The 18692-nt window shown below is 24.6% G+C and carries 10 protein-coding genes; 8 read left to right on the top strand and 2 right to left on the bottom strand.

Annotated elements, in window-relative coordinates; genetic code table 11:
* The first annotated feature begins 139 nt into the window (after positions 1 to 139).
* Positions 140 to 970 carry a Bro-N domain-containing protein gene (locus tag Q0087_RS00915; RefSeq protein ID WP_297897405.1) on the top strand — a complete coding sequence of 277 codons (831 nt, stop codon included), beginning with the start codon at positions 140 to 142 and terminating at the stop codon, positions 968 to 970.
* A gap of 184 nt (positions 971 to 1154) precedes the next feature.
* On the opposite strand, the gene Q0087_RS00910 is transcribed toward Q0087_RS00915, so the two are convergent.
* Positions 1155 to 1916, bottom strand: a complete 762-nt coding sequence (locus Q0087_RS00910) for an alpha/beta hydrolase (protein ID WP_297897401.1) — start codon at positions 1914 to 1916, stop codon at positions 1155 to 1157.
* Positions 1917 to 2442: 526 nt separating this feature from the next.
* On the opposite strand from Q0087_RS00910, the gene Q0087_RS00905 reads away from it, so the two are divergent.
* The 3 genes from Q0087_RS00905 to Q0087_RS00895 all read left to right on the top strand — a co-directional run bounded on the left by Q0087_RS00905 (position 2443) and on the right by Q0087_RS00895 (position 11070).
* Positions 2443 to 2850 (top strand): hypothetical protein, encoded by a 408-nt coding sequence (locus Q0087_RS00905; RefSeq protein ID WP_297897397.1) that lies wholly within the window; start codon positions 2443 to 2445, stop codon positions 2848 to 2850.
* Between the two features lie 448 nt (positions 2851 to 3298).
* Positions 3299 to 10411, top strand: a complete 7113-nt coding sequence (locus Q0087_RS00900; RefSeq protein ID WP_297897395.1) for a pseudomurein-binding repeat-containing protein — start codon at positions 3299 to 3301, stop codon at positions 10409 to 10411.
* Between the two features lie 23 nt (positions 10412 to 10434).
* Positions 10435 to 11070, top strand: coding sequence for a hypothetical protein (locus Q0087_RS00895; protein WP_297897392.1), 636 nt, complete (start codon positions 10435 to 10437; stop codon positions 11068 to 11070).
* A 750-nt stretch (positions 11071 to 11820) separates the two neighbouring features.
* Here Q0087_RS00895 and Q0087_RS00890 read toward each other — a convergent pair.
* Positions 11821 to 13770, bottom strand: coding sequence for a hypothetical protein (locus Q0087_RS00890; protein WP_297897386.1), 1950 nt, complete (start codon positions 13768 to 13770; stop codon positions 11821 to 11823).
* Between the two features lie 532 nt (positions 13771 to 14302).
* Between Q0087_RS00890 and Q0087_RS00885 the strand changes: the two genes are divergently transcribed.
* The 4 genes from Q0087_RS00885 (at position 14303) to Q0087_RS00870 (ending at position 18688) form a co-directional block, all read left to right on the top strand.
* Positions 14303 to 14572 (top strand): winged helix DNA-binding protein, encoded by a 270-nt coding sequence (locus Q0087_RS00885; protein WP_297897383.1) that lies wholly within the window; start codon positions 14303 to 14305, stop codon positions 14570 to 14572.
* Between the two features lie 355 nt (positions 14573 to 14927).
* The gene (cas6, locus tag Q0087_RS00880; protein ID WP_297897381.1) at positions 14928 to 15659 is read left to right on the top strand and encodes a CRISPR-associated endoribonuclease Cas6; all 732 of its coding nucleotides are present in this window, start codon (positions 14928 to 14930) and stop codon (positions 15657 to 15659) included.
* Positions 15660 to 15753: 94 nt separating this feature from the next.
* Positions 15754 to 17712: a hypothetical protein gene (locus Q0087_RS00875; protein WP_297897378.1), complete on the top strand. Its 1959-nt coding sequence runs from the start codon at positions 15754 to 15756 to the stop codon at positions 17710 to 17712.
* A complete protein-coding gene (locus Q0087_RS00870) occupies positions 17705 to 18688 on the top strand; it encodes a type I CRISPR-associated protein Cas7 (RefSeq protein WP_297897375.1) in 984 nt (327 codons plus the stop codon). The genes Q0087_RS00875 and Q0087_RS00870 overlap by 8 nt, the downstream gene beginning before the upstream one ends.
* Positions 18689 to 18692: the final 4 nt, after the last annotated feature.

The following is an 18692-nucleotide window of genomic DNA, read 5'->3' as shown; positions in this document are numbered from 1 at the left end:
TTGGAAAAAAATAATATTATATTATATATAAATTATAATTAAACATTATAAAAAAATAATTTATAATAAAAAAGCAAAAAATTATAATTAAAGCTTTAAAAATTTAAAAAAAGAATTTTCATAAAAAGGTTTTGATGTAATGTCCAATAAAAACAGCATAAAATTGTTTGAAGATAGGGAAATTAGGGCAATTTGGGATGAAGATAAGGAAGAATGGTTTTTTTCAGTTATAGATGTTGTAGGAGTTCTTAGTGGGAGTAAAAATCCAACGACTTATTGGAGAGTTCTTAAAAAGAGGTTAAAAGATGAAGGTAATGAAACCGTTACAAATTGTAACGGTTTAAAAATGCCTGCTCCTGATGGGAAAATGCGATTAACTGATGTCGCTGATAGTGAACAAATATTAAGGATAATTCAATCAATACCATCACCAAATGCAGAACCATTTAAGCAATGGTTAGCTAAAGTTGGTAAAGAAAGGTTGGATGAAATAGCAGACCCTCAATTAGCTATTGAAAGAGCAATAAGTAACTATCGAAAAAAAGGATATTCTGAAGAATGGATAACACAAAGATTAAAAACAATAGAATTTCGTAAAGACCTAACAGCTGAATGGGATAGATCTGGTGTAAAAGAAGGATTAGAATATGCATTATTAACAGATGAAATTACTAATGCATGGTCTGATATGACAACAAAAGAATATAAACAATTTAAAGATATTAAAAAAGAAAATCTCAGGGACAACATGAGTAATATTGAACTAGTACTTAATATGTTAGCAGAGGCGTCTACTACTGAGATATCTAGGGGTGTCAATCCTAAAGGATTTGAAGAAAGTAAAGATGTTGCAAAGAGAGGCGGAAGTGTTGCTGGAGATGCTCGTAAAAGCTTAGAGAAAGAAGTAGGTAGGAAAGTAATAACTAGGAATAATTCTAAAAATCCAAAATTATTAGATGATAAAATATAGTTTATATATTCATATTAAATTTTTTTTTCTTGATATTGTTTAATTTTTATTTATTTAATATTTATTTTTAATATTTATTTTTAATTTCTATTTTTAATTTCTATTTTCAATTTTATTTTTAATATTTATTTTTAATAATTTACTTTTGTTTCTTTTTTTTTTTTTAATGTTTTAATTATCTATTTTAAATAGATTTTAAAAATTTATCAATGATATTGACTGTTTCTTTTTCTTGTTTTTCTCTAGAAATAGTGGCATTGTTATCTCCTTCTTGAAATCCATAATATCCAAAATAACCATGATTTCCACCATTTATAATTTCAAAAGTAGTATTTTTTGGAAACTTAGAAAGAGATTCATCAAAACTTTTCTTATCTAAAACACCATCTTTAGTTCCAACAATAGAAAGTCCTTTTATGTTTATGTCTGATAAATTTTCAGAAGGGTATGAAGCTAAAAATACAATTCCTTTGGTTTTATCAGGATTATTATGGACAAAAATACTTGCAGCTGTTCCTCCTAAAGAATGACCTCCAATAACCCATTCAACATTACTATATTTTTCAATAATGCTATTAGCTTTGTTTGTATCAATTATAGCTAAGTTCAATGGCATTTTGACAATAGCCACATCATAACCTCTTTTTGAAAGTTCTTTTGCAAAAGGAACATAAGATTCATAAGCTACCTTTCCACCAGGGTAAAAAATCAGTCCTTTTTTACCTTTTATTTCTTTATTAGTGATATTGTTTTTTTCTTTATATTCAAAATAAATGTAATCATCAGTTTCAGTTATAGAAACATTACTACTTATGTTATTATCAGCTAAAACTTCAGTTGCATAAGGCATTGGACGATAATAATCATTAACATAGACAATACTGGAGATTGCTATAATAGCTAAAATCACAGCAATAATAATACCTATTTTTTTCTTTTTAGACATTTTATCACTAGCCATCTAATAGTTAATAAAAACAAAGTCACTATAACATTTAAAAGAGTAGTGGCTAAATAAATTCTTTTTTTGAAATTATTATTATTATTTTTTAAAATTAGTTTTTGCTAATTAATTTTCATTAATTAATTTTTATTAATTAATTTTCAATAATTAATTTTTATTAATAATATATTTGTTAAATATGAAATAAATATTTTTAGGATGCTAGATTTTTTATTATATTTTATTATATATTAGGAAAATATTTTTATAATTCTAAATTAATACAAGAAGATCTTTTAGAATTGAAAATAGATATTATGATGTTTTTAAAAATAAATAACATTATATTTTATTATTTTAATTAATATAAAAATTGTATTTTTAATGAAAAATAATTCAAATAGCTAATCTTTTATATGAATAAAAATTATTCTTCTTATTACTACTCTTTTTAGTAATATTTATATATTATTTTATATTATATTTATTATTATTACTATTATTATACATTTATGCTGGGGAGTTTGTCATGATTGATAAAAAGTACTTTTTTGTCTTTGTTTGTGTTTTTATTCTGTTTGCTGGTTTGTTAATTGGTTCTAATACGGTTTCTGCTGCTAATTATAAAATTATAGATAAGGGTGATAATCATTTAGTTTATAAAAATTCTTGGAAGTCTTATTATAATGGTAAAACTGTGGTTTCTGTTTATAAGATGTATGTTAAGTATCCTAATAAAAGTAAATATGAAGTTTATTTGAATAATAAGGTTTATTTAACTAAAATTAGTAAAACCAAATTGAGAACCACAGTTGTTAGTTATCAAACTAAATATAATCCTTATAGTAAATATACAGATTATATTTCTACAAAGTTATCTGCTAAGTCATATTATGATAAACATTACAAAAAAAGTTTTAGAAATCCTGGTGCTTAAAAAACATTAAATTGTTTATTTATTATTAATTATATATTTTTATTTTTTTTAATTTTTTACATTAATTTTACATTTTTTCTCATTTTCGAATTGTATTAGTACATCTTTTATTTATTAATGAATGTTTACTATATTTTTTTTGTAAAGATTAAATAGTAAAGCTTAAATATTAATTAGTTTAATACTATTTTTAATAAAATGTCATAGCATGTCTATACATTTATTTCATTTATTAATACTATTAATAAACTATTATTAAAAATTGATATTTTTTCCTCTATCTATTTTTGACCACTAAAATAATATCATGAATTTTTAAAACTAGTTTTTTACTAATAATCATTTTTTATTAGTAATCTTTAATAATCATGATTAAATATTTAATTTTCATGGTTTTATTCTTAAAAATTTAATTTTGATTGTTAAAATTGTTAGGGGGTTCGTTAAAATGAATTTTAAAAAGCTAATCTTTTTTTTCACTTGTTTAATATTGGTTTTTTTATTTATTGGGGCTGTTTCTTCTGCTACTTTGAATGAAACTGAGATGAAGGATTCTTCGTCTGCTGTTAAAAATTACACAGATTCTAATAGTAAATTGCCAAAATATGTTGATATTTCTGATAAGAATAGCTCTATGCCTTCTTATCTAAATTCTTTAGTTACTTACACTATACAACTTAATAATAACAATGAAACGCCAGTTACTATAATTAATGTTGGTGCACCTACTGGTCCATCTGGAACAGCAACAGGAACTTTAACAAAGGCACAATATCTGACAGTAGCTACAAATATTAAAAATTTTATTAATACTAATGGTGTTGCACCTAACTATGCATCAAGCTCGTTGGGTAATATTCGTTATGAATCATTAGTATATGCATATGCAAGAATTGTTAATTATTATTATGTTAATGGTGTTTTACCGAATTCTGTAACTATTACTCAGATTTCAGGTGTAAATTCTGCAGGGGTGATAATTGATAATTTACCACCAACAGTAAGTATTAATTTAACTGGCGGCACTTATAATACTATTAAAAATGTTACTATAACAGCTACAGATAGTAGAGATTCAAATCCAAGGGTTTATTATAGTATAAATAATGGGAATTGGATTAATGTGGTTAGGACAGTTACTTTAACGCTTAATTCTGGAGAAACCATTTTAAAGTATTATGGGCTTGATTCTAGTGGAAACCCATCTGATACAAAAACAGTGACATATAATATCAATTTAGCTACTAATAATATTACTAAATTTAGTATTGAAGATTTACAATATGCATCTAGTTCTGTTAGGGCATATGTGGAAGTTAATCACAAATTACCTTTAAATATCACAATTAATGGTATAACAATTAATATGGCCCAATTTTTAAAATTGTTGTCTATTTCAATTATCAATATTAACAATAGTATAAATTCTTCTATCGAACTAGGAAATGCAACAGTAGTTGTTTCTTCGGAAAATTTAAATAAATCTGGAAGTTTAAACAAAACTGATTATTTAAATCTTGCAAACACGATTAAAACTTATATGGATAATAATGTTAATGCTCCAACATATATATCTACTAGTCTTGGTAATATTGGCTATGAATCTTTAGTTTTTACATTTGCACAAATATTATCTTCTCATCAATCTTTAAACACTTTACCTGATTTTATTACAGTTTATCAATGGAGTAATGTTTCTAATAATAGGACCATATTTTTAAATATGCCAGATATTATTCTTGCTTCTGATACTTTAGTATCCCATGCAGAGTCACAACATGATTTACCTGATTTTATTATCATTTCAGAAAATAAAGTCAAAATGAGCGATTTTTTAATGATTTCATTAAAATCTCTAAAAAATGTAAATGGAAAATTATTACAATCAATTATATTAGAAAATTTCAGTGTTGCTTCTAATCCATATGAAAGTATTACTGGAGGTAATTTATTATATGCTGATTATTTAGCGGTAGCTAATTCAGTTATTAATTTTATGGATAATAACCGTATTGCTCCGAATTATGCAACTAGTGTTAGGGGTTATATTTCCTATCAATCTTTGATTTATACTTATGCTCAACTTTTAGTTTCTGCAAATAAAAATAATTGCTTACCTAATTATATTACTTTGGTCCCATGGAGTATTGTTCAAAATAGTTCAATTAAATTTATTAGCATGGATTTAGTAAGCTCTATGACTTTTTATGTTAAAAATTATGTTATTTTTAATCACACATTACCTAATAACATGAATCTCTCTGGAAATATTGTCAATATGCCTCAGTTTCTAATGCTCGAGATTGTTTCTTTAAAGAATATTAAAGAAGGTTTATATCAATCTATTATTTTAAAAAATTATGCTGCTCCTTCTAATCCGTCAGAAAATATTCGTGAAGGTAAAATTCAGTTTGATAATTATTTTAATACTTTGGATAATATTAAATCTTATATGGATTCTAATGATCAAGCTCCAAATTATGCTTGGGTATCTCAAGGAAATATGTCTTATTATAATTTAGTTTTCACTTATGCATTAATTTTGGATTATTATACTTCTAGGGGTTATTTGCCCGAATATGTTTCTATTAATCAATGGTCTCTTGTATCTAATCCTACTACTGTTAGTTTTACTGAAACTCAAATCATGGAGGCAGCGGAAATTGTAGAAAATTATGTTGAAGTTAATCATACTTTGCCAAATAATGTTATTATATGTGGTTATAATGTTACAATGCCTCAATTTTTAAAGCTTTTAACAACTACTTTACATAATTTGAATGGTACTTATGCAGGTCAGATATTGCTCAATGATTTTGGATATCCTACATCATATTCTGAAACTACTAATGGGGGTATTTTAAATCAAGATTCTTACTTGGATCTTGCTCGTAGTGTTGAATATTTCATGTTTGATGGAAGAGCTCCAAACTATCAAAATTCAACTATTGGGAATATAAGATATGACTCATTAATATACATGTTCTCACAAATATTAAGCTCAACTAAAAAAACCGGCAACTTACCTGATTTTATTATAGTTGAGCCTTGGAGTAAAGTTTCTAATTCTTCTAATATTTTTGTTTCTGTGGGAACTGCTGTTTTGTTTTCTGGTGTTATTAAGTATTTCATTGAGAATCGTCATACTCTTCCGACAAATATTAGTATTTTAAATATTAACATGTCCCTACCTCAATATCTGAAACTATTAAGTGATAGTTTAGGCCATATTAGTGGTAATTTATGGAGTAATATTTTATTAGAAAATTATGGTATTCCTACAGGTATTCTAGAAAAAATAAATTTTTCTATTTTTGATGAAGAATTCTACATTTCTCTATCAAATAATGTCAGTTCGTATATAATGACTAATGGTAATGTTCCTTCTTATATGGTGACTAACTTGGGTAATATTTCTTATCAATCTTTGATTTATGCTTTTTCAAGTATTTTAAGTTATTATTTTGACACTAATAATTTGCCTAATGAAATTTATTTTAATAATTGGAGTATAGTTTCTAGTAATAATACTAAATTTGTTTCTAATAATGATATTTTAGCTGCAGGTAAATTTATGACGGATTATATTGAAAAATATCATACTTTGCCTAGTTCTGTGGTTGTTAATGGTTCTAATATTACTATGGCTCAGTTTTTAAATCTTGCTGTTATTAGTGTTATGAATATTGATAATGGTTTTAGTGGAATGATTCCTATTAAAAATTATGGTTCTCCTACTAATATTTCTGAAAATATTAATCAATCTTTTGGAATTTCTAATAATGATATAATAGACCTTGCATCTATTATTGCTGAATATATGGAAGTTAATGGAAAAGCTCCTGATTATCAAAATTCTACTTTTGGCAAAGTAGGTTTTAATTCGCTTGTTTATACTTTTAGTCAAATCTTGAGATCATACAATATAATAAATCAAACTTTCTCTTTTATAACAATTATGCCTTGGGATGTGGTTTCTAATACCAGTACTGTATTTATATCTATGGAGCAACTGAAAAATGCTTCAATTTATATTCAATCTTATGTTAGTACTTATCATGTTCTTCCAAGTAGTGTTTTGATTTCTGGTGTGAATATCTCAATGGATGAATTTTTAATTCTTTCAGCAAAATCTGTGACTTTTCTTAAAAGTGATTTGGATACAAGTTTAATTCTAGAAAGTTTGAATATTCATATTTCAAATAATGTTTCTGAAGATATTATGAAAGGAGATATTTATTATGATGAAATATTAGAAATAGCAGATTATATTGTTTCTTATTCAAATAATAATAAAAAATTACCTTCTAATTTTACTAATAGTAGTTTAGGAGATTTCATCGGTTTTGAATCTTTAGTTTTCATGTTCTCAAGTATCATGGCAACTTATAACATTGTTAATGGTACTATTAGTGATCAATTGTCAGTTGTTCCTTGGTTAGCAGTTTCTAATCCTAATAAAACTTATAACTTTAGATCAAATAAATATTTTGATACATTACAAGAAGCTATTAATGACATTGATACTATTGAGGGTGATAGTTTATGGCTTTCTAAAGAAAGATATTTTGAAAATATTATTTTAAACAAAGAATTAACCATTACTTCTTTATTTGATAATCTTGTTCTGATTCAAGCATTAAATACTTCTATGCCTGTTTTGTCAATTAAAAATAATGCAAGTGGTAGTTTTATAAAAAATATTTGGGTTAATGGTTCTATTAATAGTTCAGGTATTTTTATTAATAATTCTTCTAATAACACTATTTTGGAAAGTAAGATTACTAATAACCTTAATGGAATTGAAATTATTAATTCTATGGGAACTGTAATATCCACAAATAATATATCTAACAATATTCTCAAAGGTATTTCTATTGAAAATTCTTTAAACGATGAAATTGCTTATAATAATATAACTAACAATATTTATGGAATTTTCATTCGTCTTTCTAATAGTTTTAAGATATATGATAATATTGTTTCTGAAAATTTGATAGGATTTGCATTTGAAAACTCTTCAGGTGAAGGCCATTATAACATTATATCTAAAAATACACAGTATGGTTTATATGGTGAAGGTGCAAATAGTGTTGTGAATTTTACTAATAATTGGTGGGGTTCCAACAATCCTATAGCATCACAAACTAATGGTAGTGATATTCGTATAAATAATGGGAATTTTTCATATAATCCTTATTTGATTTTGAAAATTACTACATCTACAGACAGATCTACTTGGAATAGCACATATTATGAATATTTCATCGAGGCTGATTTAACATATAATAATAATGGGGAAGATACTTCTACTAATGGAAATATTCCTGATGATTTACTTATATACTTTAATTCTACTAATGGAAATATCAATGCCTCTACAAGCACACTTAATGGTAAAACTAGAGCAAAACTTGTAAACACAACTAATGGAACAACAAATATCTTTGCTTCTTTTAATGACTATGGATTAAATAAAACTTTAAATGTAATTTCTATTAATTCTACTGGTGTTCTAAATACTAGAACTGGGGAATATTTTGAAACTATTCAAGATGCTATTAATAGCATAAATACACGATTTGGAGATACAATTCGTGTTTCTGAGGGTACTTACTATGAAAATATAATTATAAATAAAAAAATTAATTTAGAAGTTGTTTCAGGAGAAAAAGTATATTTATGCCCTAAGGAAATTGATCAAAATATGATTACAATTACTTCTTCTGGTAGTGGAAGTACTATTAACGGTTTTAATATTATAGGTTCTGGTTATGCATATGCTATAAGCTTAATTAAATCATATGGATGTATTATAAAAAACAATATAATATCTAGCTTTAATGCAGATATTTATTTATATCTCTCTGGAAATAATACTATACAAAATAATACTATATTAGATGGTGTTGAAGGAATTTCATTAATAGCTTCAAATAATAATAAAATTAATGGCAATAATTTAATTTCTAATGAAAATGGTATTAATTTACAAAATTCAAATTATAATACTATTAGTTTTAATGAATTAACTTATAATTATTATGCTGTTTATATTAGTTTTAGTGACAATATCAATGTTTTAAACAATGCTTTAATTAATAATTGGGTTGGTGTTTATCTATTTAAAACAGATAGTAATAATATTATAAATAATAATTTCACTGAAAATGGTGCAGGTTTATCAATTTATAATTCTATTGCTACTTTTAATAGTTCTAATATTTTTAAAAATAATTGGGTGGCTGATACTTCTATCATTGATGATAGTGAGATGGTCATGGCAACTACAGTGTATACCTGTGGTCCAGCAGCTCTTGCAACACTATTTAAAAAGTGGGGAATTTTTACAACAGAAGTAGAACTATCAAAACTTGCTGGTACTGATAATGAAGGAACAAGCCTCTGGGGTCTTCAAAATGCTTCAGAATCTAAAGGAATATATTCTAATGCATATAATGTAACTTTTGATAAGTTAAAAATTGATAATATTGTTCTTTTGAAAATTAATGGTTTTAATCATTTTGAATTAATATTGAATATAACTAATCAAACTATTACTTTGTTTGATCCTAATCTTGGAATTATAAATATGAATTTGACTAGGTTCAATGAATTATTTACTGGGATTGTAATGGTCTTTAATGATACAATAGTTAATTGCACTCCATTATCTGATAAAATGATGAAGGAAATTAAAGGTTTATGGCACTATGAATGGCGTACATATTATAAATATCATCCACCAAAAATATATTATAAAACTATTACAATAAAATATATTGCAGGTATTTCTGTAAAAACTATATGGAAGACTGGTTGGTTTGGAATTAAATATCCTACTTTCCAAACAAAAGTTATATGGAAATCTTATACTATTAGAGTTCCGTATGTTAAAAGTTTTGGTTGGTTTGAAGCAATAAAATACCGTGTGAAAGTTTATGATTGGAAAGATGTTATTAATGTAGGTAACTTTATTTATAATACAGTTAAAAAACAGGCTACACAAACAGTTAAAACAATTGTAAACACAATTACAAGTACAACTAACTCTGTTACAAAAACTGTTAGTTCTGTTGTAAATACTATTACAAAAACTGTTACTTCTACATATGATAGTGTTAGTAATACTATAAAAAGTTTCGAAAGTGATTCTAAAAATAAATTCCTTATGCGTACAACTGCAGATGCATTAGGTGGGGCTTTATTAAGTACTGCTGTCATATTATCGGCTTCAGGGCTTGGTTTTTTACCCGCGGTTGTAATTGGTGGAGTTGGTATTGGCTTAATGGCATATGGTAATGGAATGTTTGAAGATCCAACTAATCCTCAGAATCTTGCGACTTTCGGATTTTCCGTGAGTTGTGCTGCCACTGGAGGAGGCATTGGTGGAACTACATTTAAATATTTATATAAAACTGCTATGCAAGGTGTTAAAGGGACTGGTAAAAGAGTTTCACAGGCGATTATACTTTCTGGAATTGGGGTTATAAATTCTGTTGATAGTTGGATAACTAATAGCTTTATTTATTCATTTGAAAATCTTCCTAATCGAACTTAAAAATAAAATTATGGGGGTTTTTAATGGATCTTACTGGTAATGCTTTCTTTTTTATGATTATTTTGTCTCTTATTGGGATTATTTGGTGGTTTACTAGGTATTCTTTTGGGAGATTTTTAGATAATCATTTTTCTTTTCCTTTATTGCGTGAAGGGGGGAATTATAAGTATAAGAATTTTCAAGAAGAGTTTACTTATCAAGGACAAGCAATATATGCAGGATTTGCGGGAGTTATTTTAGCTATTTCGGTGTTTTTTTCTTTTGGATTAAATTGGGTTGGTTGGGCTCTTTTTTCTCCTTTTTTCCTATCTTTCATCTTTTTTTTGAGGATTGGTACTTTCAATGATGATAATATTTTACCTGAAACTGGTATGGGTTATGATGTTACAAAATCTTGGACATTATCTTTGATAGGTTCAATTGGGCTTTCGGTGATTTTTTTTGTATTGAATATTAGTGATAGTTTAATATTGCCTATTATTGCATTGCTTTTGATTTTAATAACAGGTTTGATTCCTTTATTTCCGGATTATATTAATAAATATTTGTCTTATGATATTAGATCTGAAAAAGGACAATCCTTTTTAGAAAAGATAACTTGGATATTTTTTGCTATTTCATGGGTATTTATAGCTTTGTCCATTATTTTAATTTTATAATCTATTAAGTTAAAATAAATTAATAATAATAAATTTTTTGTTGTATTAGATGGAAAATTAATAAATAATGGTGTTTTATGAAAGATAAGTATTGGAAAATTTTAATTATTATCATTGTTTTTATAAGTATTCTTATCAAACAATTGATCTTTTTGAATAGTTAAATTTCAATAAACTAATTATATTAAATTTATTTAATAATAAAATAATCTTGAAAAAATAAGTTGTTAGTATGTTTTTTAATGGGAATAATTTTTGACTGGTTGGTGATTATTTGGATTTTTTCAAAATATTAATAGGATTTATTGCTTTATTTTTAGTTATATTTATTAAACATTTATTTTTACCCAATAACGTTTATTCTTTTATTATAAGTATTGTTAGTGCATTGATAATTGGATTATGGATAATATATTAATCTTTAAATATTTCTATATTTTTTAATTTTTAATAGCTTAAGATTTATTTACTATCTAAATTAATCCTTTTTATTATAATTGTTTAAAATGATAAAAATAATCTTGTAGCTATAATTGAAGCTAGAAATGAATATTTAGCTATTAAAAAGGCAAATATTTTTATTTTTAAATTATTAAAAAACCAATTAGTGTATTTGAATTTTTATTTAATTAATAATTTATTTAATATTATGATTATATTAAAAAATTAATAATTTTAATTTATATTTATTTTAAATTTTAAAAAAAGAAAGAAGGATAAATAAATTAATTTATCCTTTAAAATTTTTGTTTATTTTTTTCTTATAGCTATTCCTAAACAACTTAGAAGTACTAGTAGTATTATGTTTATCGGTATTCCGGTTTCTTTCATAGCTGCAGATGTTTTTACAGCTGGATTGTTACTTGTTTTCTTTGGATTATTGTTTAGTTTAGTTTTATCTGATTTTTTAGGAGTTTTTGGTGTTTTGGGGTCTTCTGGTTTTTTAGGTGTATATGGTATTAAATCTGTTTTTGGAGCTGATGATATTGTTAATTCTCCATTATTGACTAATTTAGGGTATTCTCCAGAACCTTCATAATATCCTGTAACTGAAACAGTAGAATTTGGATTATTGGTTACTGAATAGCTGAATTTAGCTTGTCCTTCAATAGTAGTTATGTTAGTTATAAACACTCCATTAACATAGAAGTATATAGATTGTCCAGTAATAGTATTGCCCATATCATCGGTTAAAGTAGCATAAATAGTTATTTTAGAACCTTTGCTAGTTTTTACTGTAGAATTGTTAAGATAAGTTAGGTTAAGGATGCCAATTGTTCCATTGTTGTATATCATTTGGCCTAAAATAGCAGTATTATTGCTCATAATATTTCCTAAAATAGACATGTTGCCTGAATTATAGATAGCTCCACCATAATATGCAGTATTATTTATGAAGGTAGAATAAGTTACAGAAAAATCACTGCCATTACTATTACTGATAGCACCTCCACCGCTATTGCCTGCAATATTGTTTGTGAAGATAGAATTATTTATTGAAAAACTATTTCCCATATAATTAAATATGGCTCCAGCACCGATATCTGCAATATTGTTTGTGAAATTAGAATCTTCAACATAAAAATTATCGCCATGGAGATTACTGATAGCTCCACCACTGCTATAAATTGCCATATTGTTTATAAATTTAGAACTTTTTATTAAAGTGCCATTGCCTCCATTATTAAATACAGCTCCACCACTACCATTAATTGCTACATTGTTTGTGAAGATAGAATTATTCACAATAAAATTAATATCTGCATTACGTATTGCACCACCATGATAAATTGAAGTATTATTTGTAAAAATAGAATTATTTACAAAAAATCCATTACCTTCATTATGATATAATGCTCCACCACCATTACCTGCACTATTATTTGTAAAAGTAGAATTATCCACAATGAAATTACTGCCGTTATGATTACGTATAGCTCCGCCACTGCCATTAATTGCTTCATTATTTGCAAAGATAGAGTTATTTACAAAGAAATTGTTACCTGCACTGCGAATAGCTCCACCATGGTATGCACTATTATTTGTGAAAGTGGAATTATTTACAATGAATCCATTACCAACATTATATATTGCTCCACCACCGACATATGCATTATTATTTGTGAAAGTGGAATTATTTACAATGAATCCATTTCCATTATTATATATTGCTCCACCACCATTAGTAATTGCACTATTGTTTATGAATATGGAATCAATCACAGAGAAATCTTTATCTCCATTGTAAAAAATTCCTCCACCTACATTTGCTGTGTTATTAATAAAGATACAATCGAAAAAGTTTATTGTAGATTCTGGATTATTACTGTATACTGCTCCTCCATTGTTTGTTGTGTATCCATTAATAAATGTTAGATTAATAAAAGTAACACTTTGATTATTTCCTATTGTAAATATTCTGCTTAGTCCTTTTGCATCAATAATTACGTCTTCTTTTGGTCCGTTTCCTTGAATTGTTATGTTTTTGTTAATGGTTATGTTGGTGTCTTGGTTGGTTTTGTTGTATGTTCCTGGGTTTAGGTATAATGTTTCGCCTGTTCCTGTGTTAGCTATGCCTTGTAATATGCCGCCAGTGTCTGTGTCGCTTATTGTTTGGTTAGCTGCACTGATTGTTGTTAAACTGCAAATTATTAAAACTACTGCTAATAAAGTAAATGTGGTTATTTTCTTTAATTGCATAGTTTTTTCACCTCCGTTTTATATTTAATTATTTTATGAAAATATGATAATCTTGATTAGTAAAATTGGATTAGGATATAATAATGCATTTTCAATAGTGAAAATGGTTATATAATTTTACTAAAACATGGGATTATCATACATTTTTTTGATTAATAATGGTTGAATCTTTTAGCTATTCTTTTTTTTTTTAAGATAGCTGGATTTTTTTTATTATTAATCAGAAGAAAACTATTTTTTAGGTAGTTTTCTTCTTATTAATAATGAATGCTCACTTTAGAATTTTTTTGTTAAGATATTTGATTTTGTTTTTAATTTGCTTATAATTCATTTTATGAATAATTTAATGATAAAAAAGATTATTTTGGAGTTATTGTTTTTTATATAATTTTTTCGAGGGGATTTTTTTCAAGTTTTATTTTCGATAATTGAATTTTATTAATTCTATTATTTATAATTTTGTATTAAATTTGTCTTAAATTGTATATATTTTGTCTAAAATTCTATAAGAATATTTTATTAAATTAGTATTATGGATGAAGAAAAAGCTAATTTGATTGCTTATGTAAAATCTGGTAAAAATAGACTGAAAGTATTAGAAATAATGGAAAAACAGGAAAAACTAGTTTTTGCTTCAGATATTACAAAAGAAGTTGGAATTAGAGTTAACCATATGGGTGCATTATTAAGAGAACTCACTGAAAAAGGATTACTAGATAATCCTAATCCTTCAAACAAAAGACAAAAGCTATATCAAATCAATGAGAAAGGGAAAGAAATATTAAATTATTTCAAGGGATAATTTATTAAATTTGATGATTATTATCTATTAATCAAAAAAATATTGATAGTATTAATATTTAGAGTGAATGTTTGTTCATATAAACAAAGATTTTATCAATTAATAAAAGGATTAAAAGAAATTTTTGATTATATTAAAAAAATTAGTATTATATATGCATAATATATGTGTTATTGTCTATAAATTTAATGAACAACTTTATATATGTCTTAATTATACTATTATTATAATAAAATAAATTAATACTTTTCTAAATTATATGGGAGATATATAAGTATATAAAATTAGGAGTAATATTAAATTTTATAATTAAATTATCAATAGATATCAATTAAATGAATATAATGTGGTTATTATGAGGTTGAAAATATATTTGAAATCTGAAAATAGTTTTTTAATACCTTTTAATTACAACTATATTATTTCTTCAATTATTTATAATAAAATTTCCGACTTGGAATTAGCAAAAGAATTACACTTATTGAAAACTTTTAAATTTTTCACTTTTTCACAATTAAATATTCCAAAAAGAAAGATAATTAAAGAGGGGATTATTTCAAAAGATGGGGCTGTGAATTTTCAAATATCAAGTCCAAATGAAAATTTAATAAAAAGCTTAGTCGAAGGACATTTAGATGATTTAAGTGTTAATTTTAAAGGAAAACAATTATTTGTTGAAAAAATTGAATTATTAGGAGAACCTGAGATTAAAAATCATATGAGTGTTAAAACAATCTCTCCAATTATTGTAAGAAAAAAGAAAGATATAGATGGAAAGTTAAAAATATGGGATCTAAATCCAGCAGATCAAAAATTTTATGGTAGCTTAGAAAACAATTTAGTTAAAAAATATAATCAGTTTTATGATAAGGAAGTGACAAGTGATGAAATAAATATTAGTTCAAATATGGGATTTGTTAAAAGAAAAAGAATAACTATTGAAAAAGATAATATAAAAACATTTCACCGAGCTTTTATGATGGATTTAGAATTAGAAGGGAATTTAAATTTAATAAAATTTGCTTATGATTGTGGCTTAGGAGAGAAAAATAGCTTAGGATTTGGGATGATTGGTTATATTTATTGAAAATGATTTAATATAGATTATTTATATATTATATTATTCAAACAAGTTCATAACTATAATTTAACTAAAATTTAAAATTAATTGAAGGGATATTATGATAACTGATATGATAGAATTTGGTAAATGGTTAGATAAAAATAATTTATCAGATTTTGGAAATGATATTAAACCTGATGATTATATATTATCTGTTTCATTTGAAAATGCGAAATTTAAAATCAATGATGAAATTGTTGAATATGAAAAATATTCTCCTAATATCTATAATGATTCTATTTTTAAAAGAAACATGAAAACAGTATCAGATCAAAGCATAAAAATTCCAAGTAATTCAAATTTATCTGCTACAACACCCTTTTTATTACAAATAAAACTTAAAAACAATGAAGATAAAGAATTAAATACATTTAATAATAAATTCAAACGCTCAAGAGATGCTAATTTAAAGAATAAAGAATTTATAGATGTTATTGAGGAAATATTTAATAACTTAAATGATGAATTTCCAGAAAAATTAAAAAATTTCATTGATAAAAAAGATAAAAAAGAGATCATTGAGTTAGTAAATAATTATTTTTCCTTTTTGGATGATAATAAAGAAATTATCTCAGAAAAAATTAGAGAAAAAGACATTTATAATAAAAATCTTTTAATAACATGTTTTTTTAACTCAGAAAATGATTTAATTAATGATATAATCTTTTATTATATAAAATACCTTAAAGATAGAAATCAACAAATAACTCCTGAAAAAAATAGCAAATGTAATTTTTGTGATAACACTACTATTACTTTTCCAACATTGAGTAGCTACTCTTTAAATAAATCTGCTTATTTATTTAATTATACTTTAAAAGATAAAAACAAACTAAAAAATTCTAAATTCAAAATTTGTAAAAAATGTGAAAATTATGTAAAATTTGCCGAAGATAAACTTAGACAAATTTTAAATAAAAATAATAATATTTTAATTATCCCAATCAATGTAAATGGGGATTATGCTGATTTTTTAAAAATATCTAATGAGGAAATATCTTCTTTTGAAAAAATAAATAAATTTATGAAAGAAAGTAATGGCTTTAATTATGATTTGGCCGTGTATAAAAGAGCAACGCAAGGTATTACAATTGAAAAATACATTGAAAATTATAAATCTTATTTAGCGAAATTTGATAATATTAACTTATATGGTAATGATAAATTAAACTATCTTTTAAATCAATCTTATAAAAAAGGTAAAAAAGAAAAATCTAAAATTGAAAATATTTTTGATTTAGAACATATATTCACATCTTTCTTTGTTGATATTGATGAAGAAGGGCAATATAAATATCCTAAATTATACCATTTTTATGAAATTTATACAAAAGATTTTAGAGGTAAGTCTGGAATTTTTAATGGTTTTGATAATAGGTTAACCTCTACTTTTTCTAAATATATGCATTCCATTTTTAATTTTATATATCAATTGAATGAAGATGCTCTAAACAGAAATATGTTAAATGATATTGTTTATAATTCTATAATTAAATTACAAAAATATAATAAAAACTATGAGATTTTAAAAAGGTTGAATTATTATTTCATGCTGAAAAAAGAACTTTTAGGTGAAGATATAATGGAAATGGAAAAAATTGAAAAGTTAAAAGAATCATTACAGAGTGATAATGACGACTTTAGTAAAATTGTTAATGAAGAACCTGCTTTAAAATATTATCTTCTTGGGCAATTTTTAAGATATATAGATAATTTTAAAAGAGCTAATAATAAAAATTCTGATGTATTTTCTAATTTCATTAATAATGTAAATAGAAATAATGTTTATAACCTTTTTGTTAGTGAAGTTTTGCAAAAAAATAATTTTTATATTGAAAAAATGAGTAAAAAGGGTAAATTAATTTTCAAAGTATTTGAAAATGATATTAATTCAATTTTTAATGAACCTGAAGGATTTTCTTATGAAGATTATATATTACTAATGTTTACTGGATATTATACGGATAATTTATTGAAATCTGATAAAAAAGAAAGTGAGGGTGATACAAATGACTAATGAAATAAAAAACTATTATCAAGGAATATATTTGACTGAAACTATTATGGGAAATCCTAATGGGGATTTTATAGATAATTCTCCAAGAAATTTTGATGGAAATGTTTTTACAACTGACAAATGTATAAAGTTCAATGTTAGAAAATATATGCATGAAAGTGTTGAAAAAATTAATGTTGAAAATAAAAAAGATGTTGAAGATTTTGTATTTTTTTATCCTAGATTAATTGATGATGCAGAAATAGGTGATGCAAAATATTTAACAAAGGATACAATATACAATAAGTATTTTAAACCAGATAATGAAAATGAAAATGGCTTTGAAAATATAAAATCTAAGTGTCCCGATGTAAGAATGTTTGGAGGAACATTTACTTTCAAAGATGTTGATTCTAAACAAATATATGGACCAATTCAATTGAGTTATGGTAAAGATATAAATAATGCTCAAATAAAAAGATTACAGATAGGAGCACCGTTTGCTGATGGAAATGATGGAAAACAGACTACAACTGGCTCAGAAGCAGTTGTTGATGATGCGATAATAAGTTATGATATAACAATCAATCCTAATAACTATCCTGGACTTCTTAAAGAAGAAGATTTAAACCTATTTAAAAGATCTCTTTGGTATGGGACAAATTTAAGAAAATCCACAAGTAAAAAAACTGATTCTAAATTATTAATTTTAATAAAATTCAAAAATGAAAGTGAAGATAAAGTAACCGCTTTAAATATTGGTGAATTGAAAGAATTAATAAAAATTGAAAATATGTCTGAAAGAAAAAAATCAGATGCTCGGAATAAAAAAATAAAAATTGATAGTTCTTTATTAAGTAAAAAATTAAAAAAATATAAAAATTTCATTGAACAAATTGAAATTTATAAAGATTCTTCTGAAATTGAAATAAACTTAGATTGGGATGAACCTAATAGAAAAATTTCTTGTAAATCTCCAGAAGAACTTTTGAAATAATTTT

Origin of the sequence: uncultured Methanobrevibacter sp., assembly GCF_937881195.1 — an archaeon.
Taxonomy (GTDB): Archaea; Methanobacteriota; Methanobacteria; order Methanobacteriales; family Methanobacteriaceae; genus Methanobinarius.
This window is presented reverse-complemented; position numbering and strand designations above follow the sequence as displayed.

Coding starts and splice junctions, on each gene's coding strand:
- Q0087_RS00905 (WP_297897397.1), top strand. CDS start 2,443: ATGATTGATAAAAAGTACTTTTTTGTCTTTGTTTGTGTTTTTATTCTG.
- cas6 (WP_297897381.1), top strand. CDS start 14,928: ATGAGGTTGAAAATATATTTGAAATCTGAAAATAGTTTTTTAATACCT.
- Q0087_RS00910 (WP_297897401.1), bottom strand. CDS start 1,916: ATGTCTAAAAAGAAAAAAATAGGTATTATTATTGCTGTGATTTTAGCT.
- Q0087_RS00885 (WP_297897383.1), top strand. CDS start 14,303: ATGGATGAAGAAAAAGCTAATTTGATTGCTTATGTAAAATCTGGTAAA.
- Q0087_RS00895 (WP_297897392.1), top strand. CDS start 10,435: ATGGATCTTACTGGTAATGCTTTCTTTTTTATGATTATTTTGTCTCTT.
- Q0087_RS00875 (WP_297897378.1), top strand. CDS start 15,754: ATGATAACTGATATGATAGAATTTGGTAAATGGTTAGATAAAAATAAT.
- Q0087_RS00900 (WP_297897395.1), top strand. CDS start 3,299: ATGAATTTTAAAAAGCTAATCTTTTTTTTCACTTGTTTAATATTGGTT.
- Q0087_RS00915 (WP_297897405.1), top strand. CDS start 140: ATGTCCAATAAAAACAGCATAAAATTGTTTGAAGATAGGGAAATTAGG.
- Q0087_RS00890 (WP_297897386.1), bottom strand. CDS start 13,770: ATGCAATTAAAGAAAATAACCACATTTACTTTATTAGCAGTAGTTTTA.
- Q0087_RS00870 (WP_297897375.1), top strand. CDS start 17,705: ATGACTAATGAAATAAAAAACTATTATCAAGGAATATATTTGACTGAA.